The sequence below is a fragment of the Paenibacillus guangzhouensis genome (assembly GCF_009363075.1).
Lineage (GTDB): Bacteria > Bacillota > Bacilli > Paenibacillales > Paenibacillaceae > Paenibacillus_K > Paenibacillus_K guangzhouensis.
This window is the reverse complement of sequence record NZ_CP045293.1, coordinates 5764179-5786183: the sequence shown is the minus strand read 5'-3', so window position 1 is coordinate 5786183 and position 22005 is coordinate 5764179. Positions and strand designations below refer to the sequence as shown.

Sequence of the window (22005 nt, the reverse complement as noted above, 5' to 3'; positions counted from 1 at the left end):
TCTTTACGTCTTACAACTCCGCCATGACAATGGCTACACCATACACAGCAATTCGCGCCGCATTCATCATCATGAAATTCCTCACCGCCAGCACGAATGTATCCTTCTTCGTCTGAAGCTTCTCGAACTGGTTCACGTGACGGTTCACCGGAATCAGCGTGATGAATAATAATAGCAATAGAATCGGATGCACACCAAGGTAAAACAACACAAACACATCGACGTACGCCGCATAATAGATCCATCGGAACAATCGCAGCGCATTTTTTCTGCCGATATACACCGGCAAGGTATACCGCCGATTCTCGACATCCTCATCCATATCGCAAATATTATTCGCGAGCATAATGTTCGCAATCGCAAGTACCGCTGGGATCGACACGCCGAATAAGAGCAGCACCTCCAGGATCTGAATATCCAGATGAGCGATACCGTGATCAAATGTCAGCTTCACGAGTTCACCGCCAGGAACATGGATATACGTGGACAGGAAGAGGATGACGAACCCCATGAATAAACCCGAGAACAGCTCGCCAAGCGGCATGCGCGAGATCGGAATCGGCCCGAACGAATAGAGGATCCCCACACAGAAGGATAATCCACCAATGAAGAAGATGAGCCACCCCGTCTCCACGACAAGCATGATCCCCGTGCCTATCGCCAAGATAAGCAGCACCGCAATAATGATAACAACCGTCCGTTCCCGCATCCCGTATTTGACAATCGCATTATGTGTCTCATAGCCATAACCTTCAGTCTTGACTGCTTTTTTATAATCATAATAGTTATTAATAGCCGTTGTTGCCATATCGAAGCTTAATAGAGAGATGAACATCAGTATAAAATGAAATCCATGAAACGCATGAAACCGATATAACGCGTAGAACGTCCCCATCAGAAAAGGAATCATGCTGGCTACCTTCGTCTTGATCTCCACAAGCTGTAAGAATCGTCCTAATGTCATTCCCTTACTCTCCTTGCTGCTCATTTACCTTGCGCCGATAGAAGAAATTCGGCTTCACAATCTCATTACGATACGGCTTGTGGAAAATATGCGTCGTCGCAGGCGATACCGGCGGGATCAACCACGTCCAATTCCCTGTCACCGGACGTTCCGCCTTCGCTTCATTCGCTTCGAACCGCATAAATTGCTGCGCCGCTGTATGATGGTCAACGATCGATACTCCTCGTTCGCGAAAAGAGTGAAGCACCGCGATATTCAGCTCGACGAGCGCTTTATCCCGCCATAACGTCGCTTCACTGCTGGTGTCGAGCCCCATGATCTTCGCAACTTTCGGCAGCATGTTATACCGCTCTGCATCCGCGAAATTACGCGCCCCAATCTCCGTTCCCATGTAGAAACCATTAAACGGCGCTGCAGGATAGGATATCCCTCCCATCTCAAGCCGCATATCCGATACCGCCGGAACTGCGTACCATCGCAGCCCCAAATCCGTGAACGACGACCATTCCGGATGCGTGATCGGCACTTCCAGTACAGCAGGCGAAGGTAGCTCGAACCACTTGGGCTCCCGCGATCCAATCTGTACGACAAGCGGCAGGATATCGAACGCTCCACCTTTACCTCGCCATCCTAGACTTTCACAGTAAGCGGTGAACGAAGCGGAGTGGGGATCACCTACGATTCCCGCGTCCGTGGTATACCCCGCATAACGAATGAGCTGATGGTTCAGGATACGAATCTCTTCCTGTGATGACATTGCGGGCCTGAACACCGTAATTGTTGGCCTAATCTTGCCATCATTCGTCGCGAACAACAAATGCTGAATCAATGCGTCCGCGATCCCCTCCTCCGTATTGACATGACGGGCATCCAACACCGTCAGCGTATCCCAGAACAGTCGCCCGATACATCGATTGCTGTTCCGCCAAGCGAGCTTGGCTCCGTAGATTAACTCTTCCTCCGTATGTTCATACATTCCCCGCTGCGCCATTTCCTGCTCAATCTCGGACCAGCGTGCCTTGGCTTCCTCTTCCGATCGTCCCCATTCGTAATAGCAGGTTTGTATGAATTGCATTGCTTCTTCACGATTCACAAGACCACTCATGATGCTACATTCTCCTATCCCATTGTCCGAATATACATAACCTCTTGCCTTATTATAAAGGAATCACTTCTAAGATGAAAAAACACAAGCGCATTATGGTGCAAACGCGGTGATCAATACACCGATCGCAATGAGGCCTACGCCAATGCCGCCCCAGAGCGATAACTTCTCCCCAAGGAATAATAGTGCAAACGCCACAGCCAACACGACACTGAGTTTATCGATTGGAGCTACCTTCGCGACATCGCCTTTCTGGATCGCAATGAAGTAGAACATCCACGAGAGCGCACCCGCTATACCGCTAAGCACAATGAAGAGCATCGCCTTCTTATTCGCTAGCACATCGCCGATCTGAGAGATCTTCCCTTGAAAGACCAGAACCCCAAAGAGAAATAACATCATAATAACTGCACGAATCGTCGTAGCGGTATTCGAGTCGACTCCCTTCAATCCAATCTTCCCAAAGATGGATACGAGCGCAGCCATGGCAGCTGATCCAAGGGCATACACCAACCAACTCATCCGAACACATCCTTTATTTATGTAGTGACCTTTATAGCTTACCCGATCTCCCGATGATTTTCTCCAATTCTGGTTACATTAACAAGGCAATCTATTGAACAAGGAGGAATTTCTGTGGACAGCACCCGTGATTTTGTAGAGAAAGTACATGATACGCAAGAAAAGGCCCGCAAGAACAAGCAGCACAATGGCCAAGGCAGCCCGGAGAAGAAGCTTCCCGGCAAACAACACAGTACCGGTAAATAACACCCGCTTCATGTGATAGACGCGATCACAAGCCACCATCCAGAGGATGGCGGCTTTTTTCACGAGAAGACAGATCTTATAATTGTACGCAATGCAGGATATGTAATATAACCTTACATTAATTGAGTAATAAGCAACGAATCACAACTGTTATTTACATTTGTTAGACTAAAATAATGATGAACTCATGCCAATTTGCACTAATGAGACAATACTTTATACTTTGGTGTTAGTTATATTGACATTTATTTTCATAAACCATAATATACGAACATAAGATGATTTATATAGAGTGATTGTCCGTTTTTGGGAACAACGTGGGTTGACTACATTATTATAGGAGAGAGGTAATGTGACATGGAATTAGGGATTAATGCAGTATGGACGATGTTAGGCGCAATTTTAGTGTTATTCATGCAGAGCGGATTTATTATGCTCGAAGCCGGCTCCACACGAATGAAGAATGCAGGTCACATTGCCGGGAAGACCATCTTCACGATCGGGATCGTCTCCATGGTATTCTGGGCGGTCGGATATGCCTTCATCTTCGGCTCCCAAGGCACCCCCTTCCTCGGATGGGGAGATTATTTCGGATTTAGCAGTATGGCCGTACCGGAAGGCAGTGTCGTCGCACCGACTGTGAACTTCATGTTCCAGCTCGCCTTCGCGACCATCTCCATGTCCGTTGCCTTCGGTGGTTTCGCTGAACGCGCCAAGCTATCTGCCTATCTGATCTTCGCGATCGTCTTCTCAGCCATTATCTATCCGGTCATTGCGCATTGGATCTGGGGCGGCGGCTGGCTTGCAAAGCATGGGGATCAAGACTTCGCCGGCTCCACGGTCGTTCACCTTACCGGCGCCGTAGCGGCGATGGCCGCAACGATGCTGCTCGGACCACGTCTTGGCAAATATAACAAAAATGGAAAACCGAACAATATTTTGGGCCATAACCAAGTGTTCACCACGCTTGGCGTGATGCTCCTCTGGGTAGGCTGGTTCGGATTTAATGCAGGGAGCACAATTGCCGCAGGCGACGGAAGCTTCTTCGGATTCATCGCAATTAACACCCAACTTGGCGCTGCGGCCGGCGCTGTAGCTGCTCTCTTAATCTCTTGGATGGTCACCGGAAAAGCAGATATCTCCGTGATGCTGAACGGTGCGCTTGCCGGTCTCGTCGCCATTACCGCTTCTTGCGCGTTCGTCGAGTCCTGGGCCGCGATTGTCATCGGCTTGATCGCAGGGATTGTCGTCTTCCTCAGCATGCGTCTGTTCGAACGCCTTCGGATGGATGATCCGATCTATGCCATGTCGGCGCACGGGATGGCTGGCGTATGGGGCACACTCGCCAACGGTTTCTTCGCTACACCTGAGCTAGCTGCCAAAGTCGGCGTCGGTAAGGCAGGCTTGTTCTACGGCGGCGGGTTCGAGCAATTAGGTGTGCAAGCGCTCGGCGTTATTGTCTGCGCCGCATTTACATTCGCCATCTCCTACGCCGTCCTCTATCTCATGAAAATAACCATTGGCATTCGTGTCACGGAAGAAGAAGAGACCATCGGTCTTGATCTCAGCGAACACGGCGCGTATGGTTATCCCGAACAAATGAAGGCATTGGCGCACAATTCAAGCCAAGGACACTCCGCATAATCCGCCTCGCTCAACATACCGACTGCAAGCATGCAGTCGGTATTTTCTGTTATGATGGACTTACTAGCATACTACACATCACCATTCCATATAGAGAAAGGATTTATCTGTGATGCAAGTACCGTTGACCCTGAAGCGAATTCGATCCTTATGCGGCGAAAAAGCTTATGAACGGGGGGAAGCCTATCGTCTGGCTGGCCAAGTACAGTTCGTCAACAAATACCCGCTGACACCTTATTACGCAGCCACCGTCCAAGACAACAGTGCGTATCAAGTGACAGTCGAGATCGAACCGAGCGGAGACATTGACGCGGAATGCAGTTGTCTCGCGTTCTATTCCTATGATCATTATTGCAAGCATGTCGCCGCTGTCCTCATCCACATTCATGACATTCTACACGGCCTAGACACGCCATCTGGAACACGGACACCGCATGAGAGCAAGACCGTATCGCGTGACGAGCAGTTCATGCAGAGCATGCTCGGGTTATTCCGCGATAAGCCCGTCCGCTCCAGCGCGACGGGTACGTTCCTTGATGCAAGGACATTGCTGCAAGTCGAATTCCACTGCCGATTAATTCCTTATGGCGCTCGTAAGTTCATGTTCGGCATCGAGATCAAAGTAGGTCCTCAGCGTCTCTATGTGGTGCAGCGCATTCGAGATTTCCTCGAACATATTGAACGTGGGGCTCCTTACACATTCGCCAAGCATTTTACTTATGAACCAACGAACTATCGCTTCTCCAAAGAAGACGATGCCGTCCTTCAAGAGCTGATCCGTGTCCACCATCAGGACAAGTTGTATCAGGAACGCAGCACGGCGACGTCAGCGCAAGCAGCAAGGCCGGCAAGCGATAGCAGAACCCTCTTAATCCCGCCATTCGCATGGGACAAGACGTTATCCTTCTTGCAATTCGCCTCCAGCGTCAAGCTAGAGCATGAAGGCAGAATTCACGAAGGAATCACCGTGTCGGACGAGCCGATTCCGCTCCGGTTTTCTTTTGACGAGGGATCTGGTGACGGCTGTGAACTCGATATCCAAGGATTCGACGAGGTTACGGTCTTGGAAGCTTACAACACGCTCCTGTATGACAGCAAGTTATTGAAGCTGAAGCCAGCGGAAGCGAGACGAATCGCGGATATCAGACAACTCATCGACACCGCTCGCAAGGATCAGCTGCACATTCCGCGCGCTCAGATGGAGTCTTTCATGGAGGAAGTGGTCCCCGGCCTTCGGAAGCTCGGGACCGTTCACATCGCGCAATCGATATCTGACCGCATCGTGAACACCCCGCTTATGGCGAAGCTGTATCTCGACCGGGTGAACGACAAGCTGCTCGCAGGCCTCGAATTCCACTATGGCGAGATGATCTTCAATCCGTTGGAGGACTCCGGCCAGCAGCACGGCAGCGACCGGATTCTTATCCGTGATGGTGAGAAGGAGCAGCGCATCCTAGCGCTCATGGATCAGAGCGCCTTCACTAAGACCGATGCAGGGTATTACATGGAGAATGAGGATTATGAGTATGAATTCCTCTACCGTGTTGTACCCGAATTGGAGAAACTCGCACACATCTATGCGACCTCCGCGGTGAAGGTACGACTCCACTTGCCGACCGTGCCGCCTAGAATTACCGTGAATGCTGATGAACGAACGGATTGGCTCGAGTTCCAGTTCGAATTGGACGGGATTTCCGACGCCGAGATTCGCAAGGTCGTCCAAGCGCTTGAAGATAAACGCAAATATTACAAAATGCCTAACGGCGCATTCCTGCCGCTCGAAGGTGAAGCGTTCCAGGAAATCATCTATCTTATCAATGAATTCGGCATTCGGAAGAGCGAAATTACAGGAACCCAGCTTCGCGTTCCAATCGTCCGCGGACTTCACTTATTGGACACCGCACAGCCTAGTCCTTACGTGAAGCTGGGCAAATCCTTCCGCAAGCTCATCGAGCATATGCGGAACCCGGACCACCTCGACTTCCCCGTACCGGATTCGCTTGCGGCGATTCTGCGGGATTACCAGGTTTATGGCTTCCAGTGGATGAAGACACTTGCCCATTATCGCTTCGGCGGCATTCTGGCCGATGACATGGGTCTTGGCAAGACGATCCAGAGCATCACCTTCCTCGTCTCAGTCTTGCCTGAGATTCGATGGGAGAAGCGGCAAGCACTGATCATCTGCCCGGCGTCGCTCGTGTACAACTGGCAGAACGAGCTTAGACGATTCGCTCCGGAGATTCGAGCCGTCATCGCCGATGGCAGCAAGACAGAGCGCAGCGGTATCATTCGCGCAGACGACTCCGAGGCCGATGTCATTATCACCTCCTATCCGCTGCTGCGGCGCGATGTCTCGCTCTATACGAAGCGCTCCTATCACACGCTGATCTTGGATGAGGCGCAAGCATTCAAGAACTATACGACGCAGACAGCGCAAGCCGTGCGCGAGCTAGATGCCCGCTACCGCTTCGCCTTAACCGGCACGCCGATCGAGAACTCGCTGGAGGAATTATGGTCCATCTTTGGCGTCGTATTCCCGGACCTGTTGCCCGGTCTCAAGGCGTTCGGCGATTTATCCCGAGATACGATCGCAAAGCGCATTCGCCCATTCTTGCTGCGGCGCCTGAAATCCGACGTGTTGAAGGAACTGCCAGCGAAGATCGAATCCACGCAAGCATCTGAGTTGCTCCCCGAGCAGAAGAAGCTCTATGCTTCATTCTTGGCGGAACTCCAGCAAGAGACACTGAAACATCTCGCGGAGAAGGACTTCTATAAGACCCGGATTCAGATTCTCGCCGGTCTAACCCGGCTGCGTCAAATCTGTTGCCATCCCGCACTGTTCATGGAAGGTTATGAAGGAAGCTCCGCCAAGTTCGAGCAGCTCTTCGAGATGATTGAAGAATGCAGAGGCACAGGCAGACGGCTGCTGATCTTCTCTCAGTTCACTGAGATGCTCGGCATGATTGGACGGAAGTTATCCCGCCAAGGGGTTCCCTATTTCTATCTGGATGGGCAGACGCCGTCTGCCGAACGAGTAGAAATCTGCCACAGGTTCAATGAAGGAGAACGCGACTTATTCCTCGCTTCGTTAAAGGCAGGAGGAACAGGATTGAACCTGACGGGAGCCGACACCGTCATTCTCTATGATCTTTGGTGGAATCCTGCGGTGGAGCAGCAAGCCGCTGACCGTGCACATCGCATCGGACAGCGCCGCGTGGTTCAAGTCATTCGCCTCGTAGCGCAAGGCACGGTCGAAGACAAAATGTATGAGCTTCAGCAGCGCAAGATGAACCTCATCGATGAAGTCATCCAACCTGGACACGAGGGCTTGTCTGCGCTGACGGAGCAAGAGATTCGCGAGATTCTGATGATCTGAATCGACACGAGACATAACAAAAGGATGATTCGCAAATCAAGGTATCTTCGGACACCTGCGAATCATCCTTTTTCTGTTCAACGATTATGACTTGCTGCGCTGCGCCGGGATCCGAATTTGTATGGACGTCCCAATGCCCACACGACTATAGATCGATACGCCGTACTGCGAGCCATATTGCAGCTTAATCCGCTGATCGACATTGCGAATCCCATAGCCTGCGTTCATATATCCTTCGGGACCGAAGAGTTGGTCAATTCGCTCCTGCTTCATCCCGATCCCATCGTCGATAACTCGGAACAAGATATCCGCCCCCTCCATTTGCCCGACAATCCGCAGATGAATGCGATCCCCGCACCAGGCGTGCTTCAGCACATTTTCGATAAAAGGCTGTAGGATCAGCTTCATCGTGACATATGGCCAAATATTTGGGTCAATATCGAATATCACCTCCATGCGATCCCCATACTTGATCTTCTGGATTTCGAGATAGGCATTGGCTTGTTCGAGCTCCGACGCGACGGGAATCATGGTCCGCCCTTCATTGAGCGTTAGACGATAGAACTTCGCCAGCTCGAGCACCGTCTGCTGTACCTTCTCCGTCTCGCCGAACTTGGCCAGCCGATTGATCGAAGACAACGTATTGTAGAGGAAATGCGGATTAATCTGCGACTGCAGCATCTCCAGCTCCGCTTCCTTCTTCTGAAGCTGTGTCAGATACACCTTCTTGATCAACCCATCGATATTTTCACCCATCTCATTCAAGGCGGTTGCAATCTGGGAGAATTCATCCCGCCCGCGATAGAACATGCGCTTATGCAGATCCCCTTCACGGAAGGCATTCAACACCGATACGAATTTCTGAATCCGTACGGAGAAATATTTGGAGACGAATACCCCAATGAATGTAAAGACAAGCAGACAAACGAGGCACACCCCGATAATAAGCATCCGAATCTTCTGAGCGTCACGTTGAATGATCGTCGTCGGGATGTGAGCGACCAATTTCCACGGCATACTGCCCAGTGGTTCTTCCAGCAGCAGATAATGATCTGCCGGATTCTCAGCTTGAAGGACCTGTTGCGGCAGCACCCCCGATTGATACATCACGCGCTCATGCTCATCCCGGATCGATAGCACGGTTCCTTCACCGATCTTCCCAAAGTCGACACTCTGGAAAATATCAGGAATTTTCACGCTTAATCGCATGAAGCCAATCTCCTTGAGTTTCTTCGGGTACAAGCTGTCAACCATCCGCCGCAATAGCGATATCCGATTAAATTCAGCATCCCGTTCCACCTGCCGCCATTCCATCGTCTCGGCGTATTTCTCTTCTGGGAACTCCTTATACCAAGACTTCTCCGCAATCCGTGACAGATGGTATAAGTTATACGCGCGGTCGCCGAGCAGATCGGGATTCTCCCGCTCATAAGACCCATGATAGACCTCCGGGAGCGAGTTATTCTCGAGGAATATGGACATCGCGATATTCATCCCCGTCGCATTCACCGCGATATCGAACTTCGGCAGGACCAGCTTCGTTGTCCGTTCATAGCTCTCCCAGCCTTCACGGAAGCTCCGAAGCTGCGTCGCCAAGGAATAATCGAAATAGAGCATCGAAGAGACACGCTTCACATCTTCAAGCTTGTATTCGATATTATCCCGAATTTGCAGCAATGTGCCTTGAATATTATTCTCCGTCTGCGTACGGATGGAATTCTGGTACATTGAATTCGACACATAACCAATGACGATAACCGGAATAACGATGAACAACATATAGGTCAACATGAGCTTAAAGCCAATCGGGATGTACATCCTTTTCTTCGTCTGTGTCTGTGCTTGCATGCGAAATCCCCCGTTATCCTTCGCGTTTACGATATTCCATCGGTGTCATCCCGAATGTGTCTTTGAACTGTCTGCTGAAATAAGGTAGATAACGATAGCCCACTTGATCGGCAATCTGATAGATTTTGAGCATCGGATCCTTCAACAGCTCACGCGCTCGGTCCATCCGCATCTGAATCAACACCTCACTGAAGGTCTTTCCGACCTCCTCCTTGAACAAATGGCCCAAATAATTGGGAGAGAATGAGAAATGGTACGCGATATCCTTAAGCGTCAGATTCTCATGCAATTGGTCCTTCACCATCTTCAGAATTTCACGGATCAGCTTACTATTCTTCGAGCTTGCCTTCTGATGCAGAATTTCGGAAATTTCGAACACCTTGCGCACAAGCCAAGAACGAATTTCTTGCGTGGTATCGAATTGTAAGAGCACATCCAGGTTATGCAGCTGCATGCCTAACATCTCGAATAGATCTTCACCGAGTGTGTGCAAATATTGATCCAGCTTCCAGACCATATACATGGCGAGGTTATGGACGGTGAATTTGGAACGCAGCGCGTTAACCGAGTAGAACAAATTATCGATCTCATCGTGTATGCGAACCAGTTCATAATGTGACATCGCATTGAACAAGGCATCGAGCCGGAATTCCAAAATTCGCGCGTCATCCAGCGCAGGCGCTCGGCGAACATCGGCGTAGTCAATTCGCTGCCCTTTGCCGAAGAACATTTTACCGTCAATCGCCTCCAGCGCTTGCTGGTAAGAGATATTCAATTGGTCCAGCCCATACACAGCTTCACCGACGCCGACGGTCATAGAACCAGAGAAGAGCGACTTTGCGATACGATACATTTCACTAAGGCATTCATGAATACCGCTATCGGACATGAGGATAGCAAGACGATATCTGGACAGCTTGCATCCATGCTCCATGCCATGCCGCCGCGCGACCTCATTCATCTCGTAGAGAAACGTATTCAGCATTTCTTGTTGCGCCGCATCCACATGCTCGACTGGCATCCATGCCAGATCATCAAGCTCTAGCACAACAACATGCAGCGGCCATAATAGCAGGTTCAAACGATAAGAAGCAGCCAGTTTCTGCAGTTTCTCGGATTGCCCCCAAGCCAATTCTCCTTCGAGCAGCCGGATCAATAGATCATTCTTCGCCATCGGAATCATGTCCTGATAGGCTTCTTCAGCATCGCGGCGCTGCTTCTCCTCATCCAGCGCTTGCTTCACGCTCGTCAGCGAGGCGATCAATTCATTGTCATCCATGGGCTTCAGCACATAGCTGACGGCCTTGAGGGATAACGCCTGCTTCACATAGTGGAAGTCCTGGTAACCGCTTACGAAAAGAATACGCAGATCACTCTTATAGCCGAGTGCGCGACGTGCCAACTCTAGCCCGGACATGTTCGGCATATTAATATCGGTGACTAATATATCAATAGGCTGCTTCTCCATGACTTCACAAGCAGAGAACCCGTTATTCACGGCCCCGACGACTTCCATCCCCAGCTCGGACCAAGGAATAAATTGCTTCATTCCTTCGAGGTCAAGCATTTCATCGTCCGCTAGCAACACTTTGTACATGATACAGCCCCCTTTGATTGTCTACTCGATCATTAGAGTTCGATTGTCATTGCATCTCTACTAAGTATACCATCTCTTAAAGTTTAAGCGTTTGAATTTCATTGCAAAAAACGAGGGTATACTAATGTCAAATTAGTATACCCTCCGCTTTAACTCATTTCGGCCTTGCTTACTTACCGCCGTTCATTTTCTTCAAGTTTTCTTGCCATTTGTTCGTCTCGAACTCGAGCAATTTAGGGAACCCTGCTGCATCAGCATCCGCTGCCGCTTTGTCTAGAATCGCAATTACTTCCGCATCGCTCTTCGCGAACAACGCTTTTGCTCTGGACTCTACGAAAATATCATTGATACGTTGAAGCGCGATACCTTCTTCACTCTCAGGCATAGGGGACAAGTTAACGAACTCCGTTGCATCGGATTGCGTTTTCCATGTTACCGTACTTTGCCAGTGTGTTGCCCAGCTGCGTTTCTCAAGCGGTAATGTTGCTTCGTATTTCGCTTTGGTCTTATCAAGGAATACGGTATTACCGTTCCACATCAAGTTCACTGTCTCGCCTTGGAGCTTCGCAAGACCGTCTGCATCTGTCACGTAAGCGTCAGTAAATTTCGGCGTAATACCGTCTGACTCTAGACCTTGCCAGTACTTGCCTTCAGGTCCCCACATTTGAACGGATTGACCCTCTGGACCTGTGTACCAGTCAAGGAATGCGAAGATCGCTTCAGGGTTTTTCGCTGCTTTGGTAATAACCGATACGTTCCAGCCCAACTGCTTGTAGGAGCCTGGGAAGACTTGATCCGCAGGAACGCCTTCCGCATGCACAGGAGGGATCATGATGTAACCGCCGTTCGGATCTTTCTTCGCCAGATCAGGCTGAGCTAGCTGCGCGATGTCTGTCGGGCTCGAAGTTGCGTATACCGCAACGCGGCCTGTCATCACTTTCTCTTTCTCTTGGTCTTTCGTCTGTGTCATCGCATCTTGTGTAATCAATTTCTCGCGGAACAACTTGGATGCGTAGACCATCGATTGACGATAAGGCTCATCTTTGAAAATCGATGTTAATTTGCCATCTGTCGGAACAGCCATTACGCCTTTCGCGGAGTAGGCTTTGTTGTTCGCTTTGAACGCGGAGTATAGAATATCAAGACCTTGACCGTCTTTTGCAAGACCTGTCTCGAATGGAATCACGTCTGGGTATTTCGCTTTGACTTGCTTCAAGTAGTTGTACAGATCATCTGTCGTCTCGATCTTCGGTGAGCCAAGCTCCGTGTAGATCTTCTTGTTCACGACATATCCTGCATTACCATTTGGCTGGCTCGTATACCAGTTCGGGAACTGATACAATTTACCGTCATCGGAACGCAGCATGTTCATTCCATTTTCTGCGAACCATGTCTTCAAGTTCGGATATTTATCAAGATAATCATCGAACGGTACGAGCATATCCGCTTGGCGAAGCTTATCGACGTCTGGCCCGCGGTCCATCCAGATCACATCTGGAAGTTCGTTCGTTGCGATCATTGTGTTCAATTTTTGCGCTGCAGCACCGCCGGATTGGATCGCTTTAATATCAACCTTTTTATTCTCTTTGATCCATTTGGTTGCTTCGTCTTGTCCCCAAGTTGGCATCGTGTACCAATCATAGTGACCATAGAAGGTGAATTCGAGCGGCTCTTTTCCTAGCTCATACTTATCGCTTGCCGGTGCTGCTTCTTCTGTTTTTGTGCCTTCACTTGTTGTTGTATTGCCTGACCCTTCCGCCTGCTTGTTCGAATCGCTTTTGCCACCACACGCTGCCAGAAGAGATAAGACTAGGAAGGCAGATAGGACACACATAAGCATTTTTTTCTTGTTCTTCATCTGACTGTTTCCCCTTTCAAAATTTGTTTTTATGTCCAAAGCAAATGCTTCAAACGCCTCAAGAACATCCCATTACTACTCTTTTAGGGATCCTACCAATACCCCTTTGACGAAGAACTTCTGTACGAAAGGGTATACCATAATAATCGGCAACGTTGCTACCATCATCGTCGCCATGGAGAGCGATTTGCTCGTTACGCTCTGCATCTTCGACATCTGGCTCTGGGCCGCAGCATCCAAGTTGGACATCTGCTCAGACATAATGTTCGAGTTCAAAATCTGCTTCAGCATGGTCTGAATCGGGAGCAGATTCTCATTCGTAATGTAAATACTCGGTGTGAACCAGTCGTTCCAGTGATAGATCGCCGTGAACAACGACAAGGTCGCAATAACGGGACCCGAGAGCGGCAGCACGATGCGGAAGAAGGTTCCCCAGTTGCCGCAACCGTCGATCTTCGCGGATTCCTCCAATCCTGCCGGAAGGCCGTTGAAGAAGGTTCTGAAGATGATCATATTCCATACGCTGATGAGTCCCGGAATAATAAATACCCAGAAGGAGTTCATCAAACCAAGGCTGCGGATCAATAAGAATGAAGGAATAAGCCCCCCGCTGAAATACATGGTAATGATACAGAGAATCATATAATACTTGCGGCCCATCAGCTCTTTCTTCGATAGACCGAAGGCGAAAATGCTCGTCATCAGGATGGACAATATGGTTCCGATAATGGTACGCAGCACCGAGACCCCAAAACCGTTCAATAACCGTTTATCTTTGAACACGACTTCATAGTTCTCCAGCGAGAAGCTTCTTGGCCAGAACGTCACGCCGCCCATCGCCGTATCCATACCTTTATTGAAAGAAATAACCAGCGCGTTCCAGAACGGATAGAATGTTACGAAAGTAAGCAAAATAAGAAACGCGTATATAAAGATGTACATGATTCGATCCGAAATTCCAAGTCTATTCATTCTTGACACACCTCCATGATGTCTTCATTCTTACCACAAGCTATTGCCGGACCGGCGCGCAAGGTAGTTCGCTATGGTGAGCATTCCTACGCTAATGATGGCCTTGAACAAGCCGACAGCTGTGGCATACGAGTACCGTGAATTCTGAATCCCGATCCGATACACGTACGTCTCGATGACATCGGATACTTCCCGCAAGACCGGATTGACACCGAGCAGCAAGATATCCTCGAACCCTGCATTGAGCAGGTTTCCGATCGCTAGAATCATGAAGATAATAATGACCGGCATGATAGATGGAAGCGTAATCAGATAAATTTGCTTAAATTTGCTAGCGCCATCCATGGATGCGGCTTCGTACATATGCGGATCAATGCCCGCGATGGCTGCCATATAGACAATGGATCCGAACCCAATCTCTTTCCAGACGTTCGTCGTGACCAGAATACTCCAGAACAACTTCGGAATAGAGAGGAAGTTGATCGGTTCATCGACAAGATTCAAATTCTGAAGCAGGATGTTCACACTGCCGTTATCTGTCGACAAAAGCGACATAATGATACCAGCTACAATAACCCATGACATAAAGTGTGGCAAATACGTAATCGTCTGTACGACACGTTTGAACAGCATATGTCTGACTTCATTGAGCATCAGCGCCAAGATGATCGGTGCCGGGAATCCGATACACAGCTTCAAAAGGCTGATGATGAGCGTATTCCGCATGACGTTGAAAAACTCTGGTGAATTGAAGAACATTTCGAAATGCTTGAGCCCTACCCATGGACTCGCACCGAATCCTTTGAAAATGCTGTAATCCTGAAATGCCATCAATACGCCGTACATCGGAATATAGCTGAAAATAATGATGAGCAGTATCCCCGGTATTACCATCATCTGCAGATCAATCTGCTGAATGAACCGGCGGAGTGGACTGCGCTGCGATGTGCGGACCTTTACATCCGTGTCTAACTCTGGTTGAACTTGCGCCATGTCATGGCCCTCCTCGTCTGAATTCTTATATGACAGTGAGTTCGATAGAGCATCATGCGAACCACTAGACGGCTCTCCTGCAGCAACTTCCGTAACGGTTAACGCATTGTCATCTGTCTGTTCTCGGTTGCTGTATTCCCATTGTAAAGTTTAAGCGCTTACACATATAGGTGCTCAAACAACGAAATGTGATACTTTTCCATGAAGTTTATGATTAGCAATGATTCAGTTGACAAAACTATCGGATCGCGATATTATCTTCAAATAAAGATATTTGATGTAAAGATAAACTACAATCATAAATATAATGGAGGATGACATCATGAACGGATTAAAAGGAGTTCACCACGTAACAGCTATAACAAGCAGCGCAGAGAAAAATTATGATTTCTTCACGAATGTGCTCGGAATGCGCCTCGTGAAAAAGACCGTGAATCAGGACGATATTCAGACGTATCACCTATTTTTCGCCGACGATAAGGGAAGCGCAGGAACGGATATGACCTTCTTCGACTTCCCAGGCATTCCGAAGGGTCAACATGGCACCGATGAGATCTCCAAAACATCGTTCCGTGTACCTAGCGATGCCGCCTTGGACTATTGGGTACGTCGATTCGATCGCCTTGGTGTACAGCATACAGGTATACAGCCGCTCTTCGGCAAGCAGACCCTCTCCTTCGTCGACTTCGATGATCAACAGTATCAATTGATCTCGGATGAGCACAATGCCGGCGTTGCGTCCGGTACACCATGGCAGAAAGGTCCTATTCCGCTCGAATACGCCATTACTGGCTTAGGACCTGTCTTCGTACGCGTCTCGGATGTGGAATTTTTCAAGGAAGTACTGACAAAAGTACTATTGTTCAAGGAAATCGCTAAAGAAGGCTCGCTCTATTTGTTCGAGGTGGGCGAAGGCGGCAACGGCGCCCAAGTGGTCGTGGAGCATAACGTGATCCTCCCGCGGGCGCAGCAAGGCTACGGTACCGTCCATCACGCTGCATTCCGCGTCGAGGACCGCTCGGTATTGAACGAATGGATTCAGCGGCTGGACAGCTTCAAATTCCCGAATTCCGGCTACGTAGATCGCTTCTTCTTCGAATCGCTGTATGCCAGAGTGGCACCGCAGATTTTGTTCGAATTCGCGACAGACGGCCCAGGCTTCATGGGCGATGAGCCGTATGAGACGCTGGGTGAGAAGCTATCGCTCCCACCATTCCTTGAGTCCAAGCGGGAACAGATTGAGAAGATGGTTCGTCCGATCGATACTGTTCGCAGCACAGTGGAATTCGTGAAGGAGTAACGGAAGAATCATGCACAAGCGCCAAAGACCTTTGAGGTTTTTGGCGCTTTTTCGAATGAAGAAATCCGTACAAAAATAGGCACCTCACTCGCTCTCTTCTAATATAGTGTAGGGAGAGGTGGGCTGAACGATGAGTGCGAATGGATATCAAGTACGAATGGCTATTTTTCTGGCGGCTGTCTGTGAGCAGACCTACGATCAATATAGTGATCCGGACGGACGATTCGTCGTCCCTTATGGATACCAATCTACAGCGGAAATCTCGGCCAAGTCCTTCCGCGGTGAATGGGAGCGCTTCGGCTTCGTGCTCGAGTCTGAGTCCGATATCATCCTTGCTTTTCGCGGGACCGTCTCGACCTCGGATTGGATCTCGGACGCTATTGCCATGCAGACGCCATTCAAATTCGTGAACAATGCCGGCCTCACGCACAAAGGGTTCACCGATATTTACAGCTCTGCGCGTCCACAGATTATGGAGCTGCTCAGCAAGGCTCCTGCAGACAAAACTGTGTATATTACTGGGCATAGTCTTGGCGGTGCGTTAGCTACGCTCTGTGCGATTGACGTCGCTGCGAACACCGCATATACGACCCCCTGGGTCTATACATTCGGCTCGCCGCGCGTCGGGGACCCCGCCTTCTCCAAAGCATTTATTCGTCAGGTGAAAACCAGCTACCGCATCAACAATCTCGTCGATGCCGTCACCCATATCCCGCCGTTCATTTACAAGCTTCCCAAGCGCAAAAAGACCGTCTTCTATACGCATGTCCGCCATTCCGTGTCGATGCTCTTCCAGAACGGATCGCCAGGCAACAACCACATTATTGGCAGTTATTACGAAGCCCTCGCCAAAGAAGACCCGCTCTACGCACGTCAGCTCTGCATGTTGAATCCCGGCTTCTGTCCGGATTAAGACTCGTCCCATTGATATTGTTCGAGGCTCACACACCCATCGGTGGTGAATTCAACCCCTTCCGCCTCTAACAACGACTGCTGAACCGAACGTGAATGTCCATCTTGCAGCGCAATTTCGCCGCTCTTGTTCACGACGCGGTGCCAAGGCAAATCATACTTCCCGCTCAGGGTATGCAGTACGCGCACGACTTGCCTCGCAGCACGCGGACTCCCTGCAGCACTAGCAACTTGTCCATAAGTCATCACTTTGCCCTCAGGAATTGAACGTAAAATGCCGATAACAGATATAGTAAAAGGTTGCATGTCTCTCCTCCTACGTGGTGGGGGGATTTTATCATTGGGATGAAATAGTCCATTCCTATTATATCCTTTTACCGACCATGAAAGGTATACTGATAGTAATGCATGAAGCAATTGAGGTGAGGGAATGTCATTGAACGTAGATAACTGCAAGCGCTGCGGGAATATTTTTCAGAAGTACTTTTCGGAATATTGCCCAGAATGCTATGCATTTATTCGGTCCGAGCTGGAGCGAAGCAACACCTACTTGAAGAACAATCGGAACGTCAACCTCCATGAGCTGAGTGAAGCCGTCGAAGTGCCGATTACCAAGCTGATTAAATATATCAATGAAGGCAAGATCTATTCGCACGATCATCCGAATTTGCGATACAAATGCTATTTCTGCGACAATCAAATTCACCGCGGATATCTCTGCAAGGAATGCGCGCTTCAATTCAAGCTGGAGGTCAAACATCTATTCTTGGAAGACGGCTATGAATATGATGAACAGACGAACCAAGTCCGCCATGCCGGCAAACATCCGGACTGGAACGGTGGGGATAAGTTCACCGTGGGCAAAGTCAAGAAACTGTAGTGCCATACATATACGGGAAGCACACGAAAGAGACTACCTGCGGATGCAGGTAGTCTCTTTCCCATCGTCGCGTACGGTCGACACCTCCTTGAACCGGAATCGATATCGTCTAGATCGCCTTGGTGACCCAGACATCCTTGAAGTTCACCCATCCGAGCGAATTGAAGCCTACGCCTCGCACGCTCGGAGGAGAATGGGTTCCCACTTTGTTATGCAGCAGGAACATCATAAATCCATCATCCCGGACACGGCGCTCGATCGCGGATAGCCGAGCCCGTCGCTCCGCCTCATCCGGCGTAGACAAGACTTGCTCCAGCCGCTCCCGCACCCATGGCTGGAATTCCGGCAGCATGAACTCCTTGAAGTAGCCCCCTTCTTGCTCATACATCTCAAGTAAGCAGACCTCATCCTCAGCCAGCACGATGCAGCTCATGATGCCGTCGACCCGGTGCATCACCTCCAGGTCGCGGAATGATTGCGCCGTTGCAATCTCAATGTGCACCTCTACACCATAGGTTGCGCAGTGTTGCTGGATCCAGCGCAGCTCATGCTCGTGTCCATCATGGGTCATGAGCGTAATCGGTGTGCCGTCATACCCAGACTCCTCGAGCAGGATCCGAGCATAATCCGGATCATGCGGATCTCCCTCATGTGGCGTCTGCTCATTCGGATAGAAGCCATGCGCAGGGTATACCCAGTACCCCCCGATCTCTTGGAGCATCTTCCGCCGATCAATCATGGCGCTCATCGCCCGCCGGAAGGCAATGGACCTCTGAGGTCCCTGCTTGCGCATATTCCATACGACCAGGCTACAGCCGCGAGGCAGCAATTCCACCTTCGTCCATGCATCGTCTGGCTCTTGATGGAACGAGTCCTGGCCGTATAGCAGTTCCATCCATCGATTCGTCTTCGAGCGCGGCGCTGCTTCTCTCGGGACGAGGGCCAGCATCACACCATCCAAATGCGGGCGGCCCTGGAAATAACTCGCGTACGCTTCCATCACGAATTGGCTCTCATTCCATTCTCTCAGCCGGAACGGCCCCGTCCCGATCGGCAAAGACCAATACTCTTCTTCCGTGAGTCCGCCGAAATCGCGCGGTAGAATCGACAGGGAGGATGAGCACAGGATCCGTAGGAACAACCAATGCGGTTTGGTCAGATGCACCCTCACGACATACCGGCCGACCGCCTCGACCTTCTCTAGCGTATGCAGCATCCAGCGCTGAATCTTGTCGCATTGCTTCAGCCGCGTTAGCGTGAAGACGATATCCTCCGATGTAAGCTCGTTCCCATCGTGGAATAACACTCCTTTGCGCAAATAAAAGGTCCACACGCTTGCATCCTCGTTATGTTCCCAAGCATGGGCGATCGACGGCATGAATCGCTGATATTCTTCATGATAAGTGACGAGTTGATCGAACAACTGACGTACCATATGGCTGTCAAAGGCGTAGACAAGATCAGCCGGATCCAGCGTCTGAATACGATGATGAATCGGTATCCGTAAGATGTCGGCCTCCGACATCCCTGCCCACGATTCCGTCTTGTACCCACACTGCGCATCGAGCCAGTCGACGAATTTGCTCAGCGTCTGCGTTCCATCGCTGTACGTATACAGCATATCGAACGCCTGCTTGTATTCGCCCAGCTCTGCGCGCTCTTGCGAAAGCTGCAGCAGCAGGCTGTCCTTGTCAACTTGGAAGGTTATCCGCGACAGATTGCCGCGCCCCCTGCCCGCATGCCATGTAATCCAGCCTTCTTCCTCAAGTCTCCGGATAATCAGCTTCACATTGCGAACCGTGCAGTAGAGCACCTCGGCCAATTGTTCGAGGGAGACCTCCACCCCCGCACCCTTCCCGATCGGCATCGCATATTTATCGTATAATACCGCGTATCTCTCTAAAGGTAGCATTGGTACCTCCTTTCCCCTATTTGACAAATATGACGTCAAAAGAGGAAATATTTAGATAAAACTATACTCTTTTTCTCCCTTGTTGGCGAGAGCATAATGAACTCAAATAAAGGGGGAATTTGAATATGACACTCTCAGATATCTATGTTAAAGAACAGTTACATGCATATAAGCAATGCGAACTCAAGAGGAAGGATCATTGCGGCGTTCTCAGGTACTACGCGGATATTGCCCGTGATAGAACGCCATGGTGGTCTCGCCTCTCGCAAACATTGCAGAGCGCCCTTCATCTGTTCCATAATAGGAGTAACAAATCGAACGATGCATCCCATGGTCAAAGGAGCTCTAAAGGCAATGACAACCAACCCACTCGACGGATTAAGAAACATGCTGCTACTGGATCGGACGAATGATCTGAATGAACCGGACATTCTGTATCCTTTCGCATTGGATGAGATCCTCTGTCGGCAGACCGGACGCGGCGGCCCAGCGATCTGCCATCTGTGGCGACATCCGAGCGCCTTCGTACTTGGACTACGCGACAGCCGATTGCCGCAAGTAGCGGAAGCCTTAGCCTGGCTGGAAGCACAAGGCCGCTCGACTGCGGTACGCAATACCGGCGGCGCGGCTGTGCCTCTTGACCTTGGCGTCGTGAACATTTCGCTGATCTTGCCGAAGACGGCTCAGACGCAGCGCCATTTCCACAATGATTTCGAGCAGATGTACGCGCTCATTCGTGAAGCACTGCAAGCCACCAGCGCATGGGTGGAAAAAGGGGAAATCCACGGCGCTTTCTGCCCAGGGGATTTCGATCTTAGTATCGCCGGGCGCAAGTTCTGCGGCATTGCCCAGCGCAGACAATCACATGCTTACATCGTCCAGGCTTTCGTCATCACAGAAGGAAGCGGACGAGAACGTACGCAGCTCACACGCGGATTCTATGACCTGGCAGCGGCAGGAGGCGATCCCGCGCAGCTTGATTATCCTCTCGTGCAGGCGTCGAGCACCGCCAGTCTGCAAGAACTTACGAACATCGGCCACGATGCATCGCACGTATTCACTGATGCGGTGAAGCAAGTCATTCGCAGCCTTCAGACCAAAGAGGGCATGCAGATGGCTTCTTCCGCGTTATCGCTCCCTTCCATCGAAGACGTGCATGCGATGGCCAGAACACTAAGCGAACGGTACGGCATTCCTACAGGAACGGAGGAACCGTATGATAAAGATCGATGAACCTAAAATACCAGCAGAACTCACAGAACTGCCTCTGATCTATACCCTGCGCTCAAAAGAGGAATATCATCTTGGGACGTTCTCCGACATGGTCATCGAGGAGCAGGAGGCGTCCAAGGTCTCCTTCGAGAAGGTTCACTTCAAGAACGTCACAGTCACAGCGTCCACATTGACGCAGATGGAGCTGACCGATGTCATTTTCGAATCCTGCGACCTCTCTAACGTCAATCTGACCGAGGCCTTCATGCATCGCGTGTTATTCGTCAACTGCAAGCTAATGGGAACCGACTTCACCGAGACGCGATTCCAAAATGTGCGATTCAAGCGCTGTATCGGCGATTATGCGAATTTCCGCCAAGCGAAGTTCAAGCAGACTGTCTTCGAAGACAGCTCCTTCAAGCAAGCAGACTACTGGCAGTCCACCTTGCTCAAAACCGAATTGGACCACTGCCACATCGATCAGGCGATATTCTCCGGCGCCAAGCTGGAAGGCATCGATCTGAGCAGCTGTGAATTCAATGAATTGATTGTGGAGATTGAGGATTTAAGAGGATGCATCATTGCGCCGAAGCACGCTTCCTCTTTTGCTGGACTGCTCGGGCTAGTTATTAAATAATTACGCACTAATCTTCAACGTATGGGG

Annotated in this window: 18 protein-coding genes; 8 read left to right on the top strand and 10 right to left on the bottom strand. The window is 50.1% G+C overall.

Annotated features, from left to right (window positions below; genetic code table 11):
• Nucleotides 1–10: 10 nt before the first annotated feature.
• The 3 genes from menA to GCU39_RS26120 all read right to left on the bottom strand — a co-directional run bounded on the left by menA (nt 11) and on the right by GCU39_RS26120 (nt 2591).
• Entirely contained in the window at nt 11–964 is a 954-nt protein-coding gene (gene menA / locus GCU39_RS26130; RefSeq protein ID WP_152396149.1) for a 1,4-dihydroxy-2-naphthoate polyprenyltransferase, read from the bottom strand.
• 4 nt (nt 965–968) lie between these two features.
• Nucleotides 969–2069 carry a nitric oxide synthase oxygenase gene (locus GCU39_RS26125; protein WP_152396148.1) on the bottom strand — a complete coding sequence of 367 codons (1101 nt, stop codon included), beginning with the start codon at nt 2067–2069 and terminating at the stop codon, nt 969–971.
• 93 nt (nt 2070–2162) lie between these two features.
• Nucleotides 2163–2591 carry an EamA family transporter gene (locus GCU39_RS26120; protein ID WP_152396147.1) on the bottom strand — a complete coding sequence of 143 codons (429 nt, stop codon included), beginning with the start codon at nt 2589–2591 and terminating at the stop codon, nt 2163–2165.
• A 114-nt stretch (nt 2592–2705) separates the two neighbouring features.
• Here GCU39_RS26120 and GCU39_RS26115 point away from each other — a divergent pair, with 114 nt between their 5' ends.
• The 3 genes from GCU39_RS26115 to GCU39_RS26105 all read left to right on the top strand — a co-directional run bounded on the left by GCU39_RS26115 (nt 2706) and on the right by GCU39_RS26105 (nt 7857).
• Nucleotides 2706–2837: a DUF4023 domain-containing protein gene (locus tag GCU39_RS26115; protein WP_152396146.1), complete on the top strand. Its 132-nt coding sequence runs from the start codon at nt 2706–2708 to the stop codon at nt 2835–2837.
• Nucleotides 2838–3194: 357 nt separating this feature from the next.
• A complete protein-coding gene (locus GCU39_RS26110) occupies nt 3195–4481 on the top strand; it encodes an ammonium transporter (protein ID WP_152396145.1) in 1287 nt (428 codons plus the stop codon).
• Between the two features lie 112 nt (nt 4482–4593).
• On the top strand, nt 4594–7857 hold the full coding sequence (locus GCU39_RS26105; protein WP_152396144.1) for a DEAD/DEAH box helicase: 3264 nt from the start codon (nt 4594–4596) through the stop codon (nt 7855–7857).
• Between the two features lie 84 nt (nt 7858–7941).
• On the opposite strand, the gene GCU39_RS26100 is transcribed toward GCU39_RS26105, so the two are convergent.
• From GCU39_RS26100 to GCU39_RS26080, 5 genes are all read right to left on the bottom strand, one after another.
• Complete coding sequence (locus tag GCU39_RS26100) at nt 7942–9705, bottom strand: cache domain-containing sensor histidine kinase (protein ID WP_152396143.1); 1764 nt, start codon at nt 9703–9705, stop codon at nt 7942–7944.
• Nucleotides 9706–9718: 13 nt separating this feature from the next.
• Nucleotides 9719–11302: a response regulator gene (locus GCU39_RS26095; RefSeq protein ID WP_152396142.1), complete on the bottom strand. Its 1584-nt coding sequence runs from the start codon at nt 11300–11302 to the stop codon at nt 9719–9721.
• A 169-nt stretch (nt 11303–11471) separates the two neighbouring features.
• On the bottom strand, nt 11472–13160 hold the full coding sequence (locus GCU39_RS26090; protein ID WP_152396141.1) for an extracellular solute-binding protein: 1689 nt from the start codon (nt 13158–13160) through the stop codon (nt 11472–11474).
• A gap of 75 nt (nt 13161–13235) precedes the next feature.
• Nucleotides 13236–14132, bottom strand: a complete 897-nt coding sequence (locus tag GCU39_RS26085) for a carbohydrate ABC transporter permease (RefSeq protein ID WP_152396140.1) — start codon at nt 14130–14132, stop codon at nt 13236–13238.
• A gap of 30 nt (nt 14133–14162) precedes the next feature.
• The gene (locus tag GCU39_RS26080; protein WP_152396139.1) at nt 14163–15125 is read right to left on the bottom strand and encodes an ABC transporter permease; all 963 of its coding nucleotides are present in this window, start codon (nt 15123–15125) and stop codon (nt 14163–14165) included.
• 322 nt (nt 15126–15447) lie between these two features.
• On the opposite strand from GCU39_RS26080, the gene GCU39_RS26075 reads away from it, so the two are divergent.
• Both GCU39_RS26075 and GCU39_RS26070 read left to right on the top strand, forming a co-directional pair.
• Nucleotides 15448–16425 carry a ring-cleaving dioxygenase gene (locus tag GCU39_RS26075; protein ID WP_152396138.1) on the top strand — a complete coding sequence of 326 codons (978 nt, stop codon included), beginning with the start codon at nt 15448–15450 and terminating at the stop codon, nt 16423–16425.
• A gap of 130 nt (nt 16426–16555) precedes the next feature.
• Entirely contained in the window at nt 16556–17338 is a 783-nt protein-coding gene (locus tag GCU39_RS26070; protein WP_152396137.1) for a lipase family protein, read from the top strand.
• On the opposite strand, the gene GCU39_RS26065 is transcribed toward GCU39_RS26070, so the two are convergent.
• A complete protein-coding gene (locus GCU39_RS26065) occupies nt 17335–17643 on the bottom strand; it encodes an MGMT family protein (RefSeq protein ID WP_152396136.1) in 309 nt (102 codons plus the stop codon). The genes GCU39_RS26070 and GCU39_RS26065 overlap by 4 nt on opposite strands.
• 124 nt (nt 17644–17767) lie before the next feature.
• Between GCU39_RS26065 and GCU39_RS26060 the strand changes: the two genes are divergently transcribed.
• Entirely contained in the window at nt 17768–18217 is a 450-nt protein-coding gene (locus GCU39_RS26060) for a flagellar protein (RefSeq protein ID WP_152396135.1), read from the top strand.
• A 109-nt stretch (nt 18218–18326) separates the two neighbouring features.
• Here GCU39_RS26060 and GCU39_RS26055 read toward each other — a convergent pair whose 3' ends face one another.
• Nucleotides 18327–20129: an ABC transporter substrate-binding protein gene (locus GCU39_RS26055; protein WP_152396134.1), complete on the bottom strand. Its 1803-nt coding sequence runs from the start codon at nt 20127–20129 to the stop codon at nt 18327–18329.
• A 354-nt stretch (nt 20130–20483) separates the two neighbouring features.
• Here GCU39_RS26055 and GCU39_RS26050 point away from each other — a divergent pair, with 354 nt between their 5' ends.
• Nucleotides 20484–21362, top strand: coding sequence for a lipoate--protein ligase family protein (locus GCU39_RS26050; RefSeq protein ID WP_152396133.1), 879 nt, complete (start codon nt 20484–20486; stop codon nt 21360–21362).
• A complete protein-coding gene (locus GCU39_RS26045; protein ID WP_152396132.1) occupies nt 21346–21978 on the top strand; it encodes a pentapeptide repeat-containing protein in 633 nt (210 codons plus the stop codon). Before GCU39_RS26050 ends, GCU39_RS26045 begins: the two co-directional genes overlap by 17 nt.
• Nucleotides 21979–22005 lie beyond the last annotated feature (27 nt).

What these genes read in the sequence shown, in the direction of transcription:
- menA (WP_152396149.1), bottom strand. Translation starts at nt 964, where the DNA reads ATGACATTAGGACGATTCTTACAGCTTGTGGAGATCAAGACGAAGGTA.
- GCU39_RS26125 (WP_152396148.1), bottom strand. Translation starts at nt 2,069, where the DNA reads ATGAGTGGTCTTGTGAATCGTGAAGAAGCAATGCAATTCATACAAACC.
- GCU39_RS26120 (WP_152396147.1), bottom strand. Translation starts at nt 2,591, where the DNA reads ATGAGTTGGTTGGTGTATGCCCTTGGATCAGCTGCCATGGCTGCGCTC.
- GCU39_RS26110 (WP_152396145.1), top strand. Translation starts at nt 3,195, where the DNA reads ATGGAATTAGGGATTAATGCAGTATGGACGATGTTAGGCGCAATTTTA.
- GCU39_RS26105 (WP_152396144.1), top strand. Translation starts at nt 4,594, where the DNA reads ATGCAAGTACCGTTGACCCTGAAGCGAATTCGATCCTTATGCGGCGAA.
- GCU39_RS26100 (WP_152396143.1), bottom strand. Translation starts at nt 9,705, where the DNA reads ATGCAAGCACAGACACAGACGAAGAAAAGGATGTACATCCCGATTGGC.
- GCU39_RS26095 (WP_152396142.1), bottom strand. Translation starts at nt 11,302, where the DNA reads ATGTACAAAGTGTTGCTAGCGGACGATGAAATGCTTGACCTCGAAGGA.
- GCU39_RS26090 (WP_152396141.1), bottom strand. Translation starts at nt 13,160, where the DNA reads ATGAAGAACAAGAAAAAAATGCTTATGTGTGTCCTATCTGCCTTCCTA.
- GCU39_RS26085 (WP_152396140.1), bottom strand. Translation starts at nt 14,132, where the DNA reads ATGAATAGACTTGGAATTTCGGATCGAATCATGTACATCTTTATATAC.
- GCU39_RS26080 (WP_152396139.1), bottom strand. Translation starts at nt 15,125, where the DNA reads ATGGCGCAAGTTCAACCAGAGTTAGACACGGATGTAAAGGTCCGCACA.
- GCU39_RS26075 (WP_152396138.1), top strand. Translation starts at nt 15,448, where the DNA reads ATGAACGGATTAAAAGGAGTTCACCACGTAACAGCTATAACAAGCAGC.
- GCU39_RS26070 (WP_152396137.1), top strand. Translation starts at nt 16,556, where the DNA reads ATGAGTGCGAATGGATATCAAGTACGAATGGCTATTTTTCTGGCGGCT.
- GCU39_RS26065 (WP_152396136.1), bottom strand. Translation starts at nt 17,643, where the DNA reads ATGCAACCTTTTACTATATCTGTTATCGGCATTTTACGTTCAATTCCT.
- GCU39_RS26060 (WP_152396135.1), top strand. Translation starts at nt 17,768, where the DNA reads ATGTCATTGAACGTAGATAACTGCAAGCGCTGCGGGAATATTTTTCAG.
- GCU39_RS26055 (WP_152396134.1), bottom strand. Translation starts at nt 20,129, where the DNA reads ATGCTACCTTTAGAGAGATACGCGGTATTATACGATAAATATGCGATG.
- GCU39_RS26050 (WP_152396133.1), top strand. Translation starts at nt 20,484, where the DNA reads ATGACAACCAACCCACTCGACGGATTAAGAAACATGCTGCTACTGGAT.
- GCU39_RS26045 (WP_152396132.1), top strand. Translation starts at nt 21,346, where the DNA reads ATGATAAAGATCGATGAACCTAAAATACCAGCAGAACTCACAGAACTG.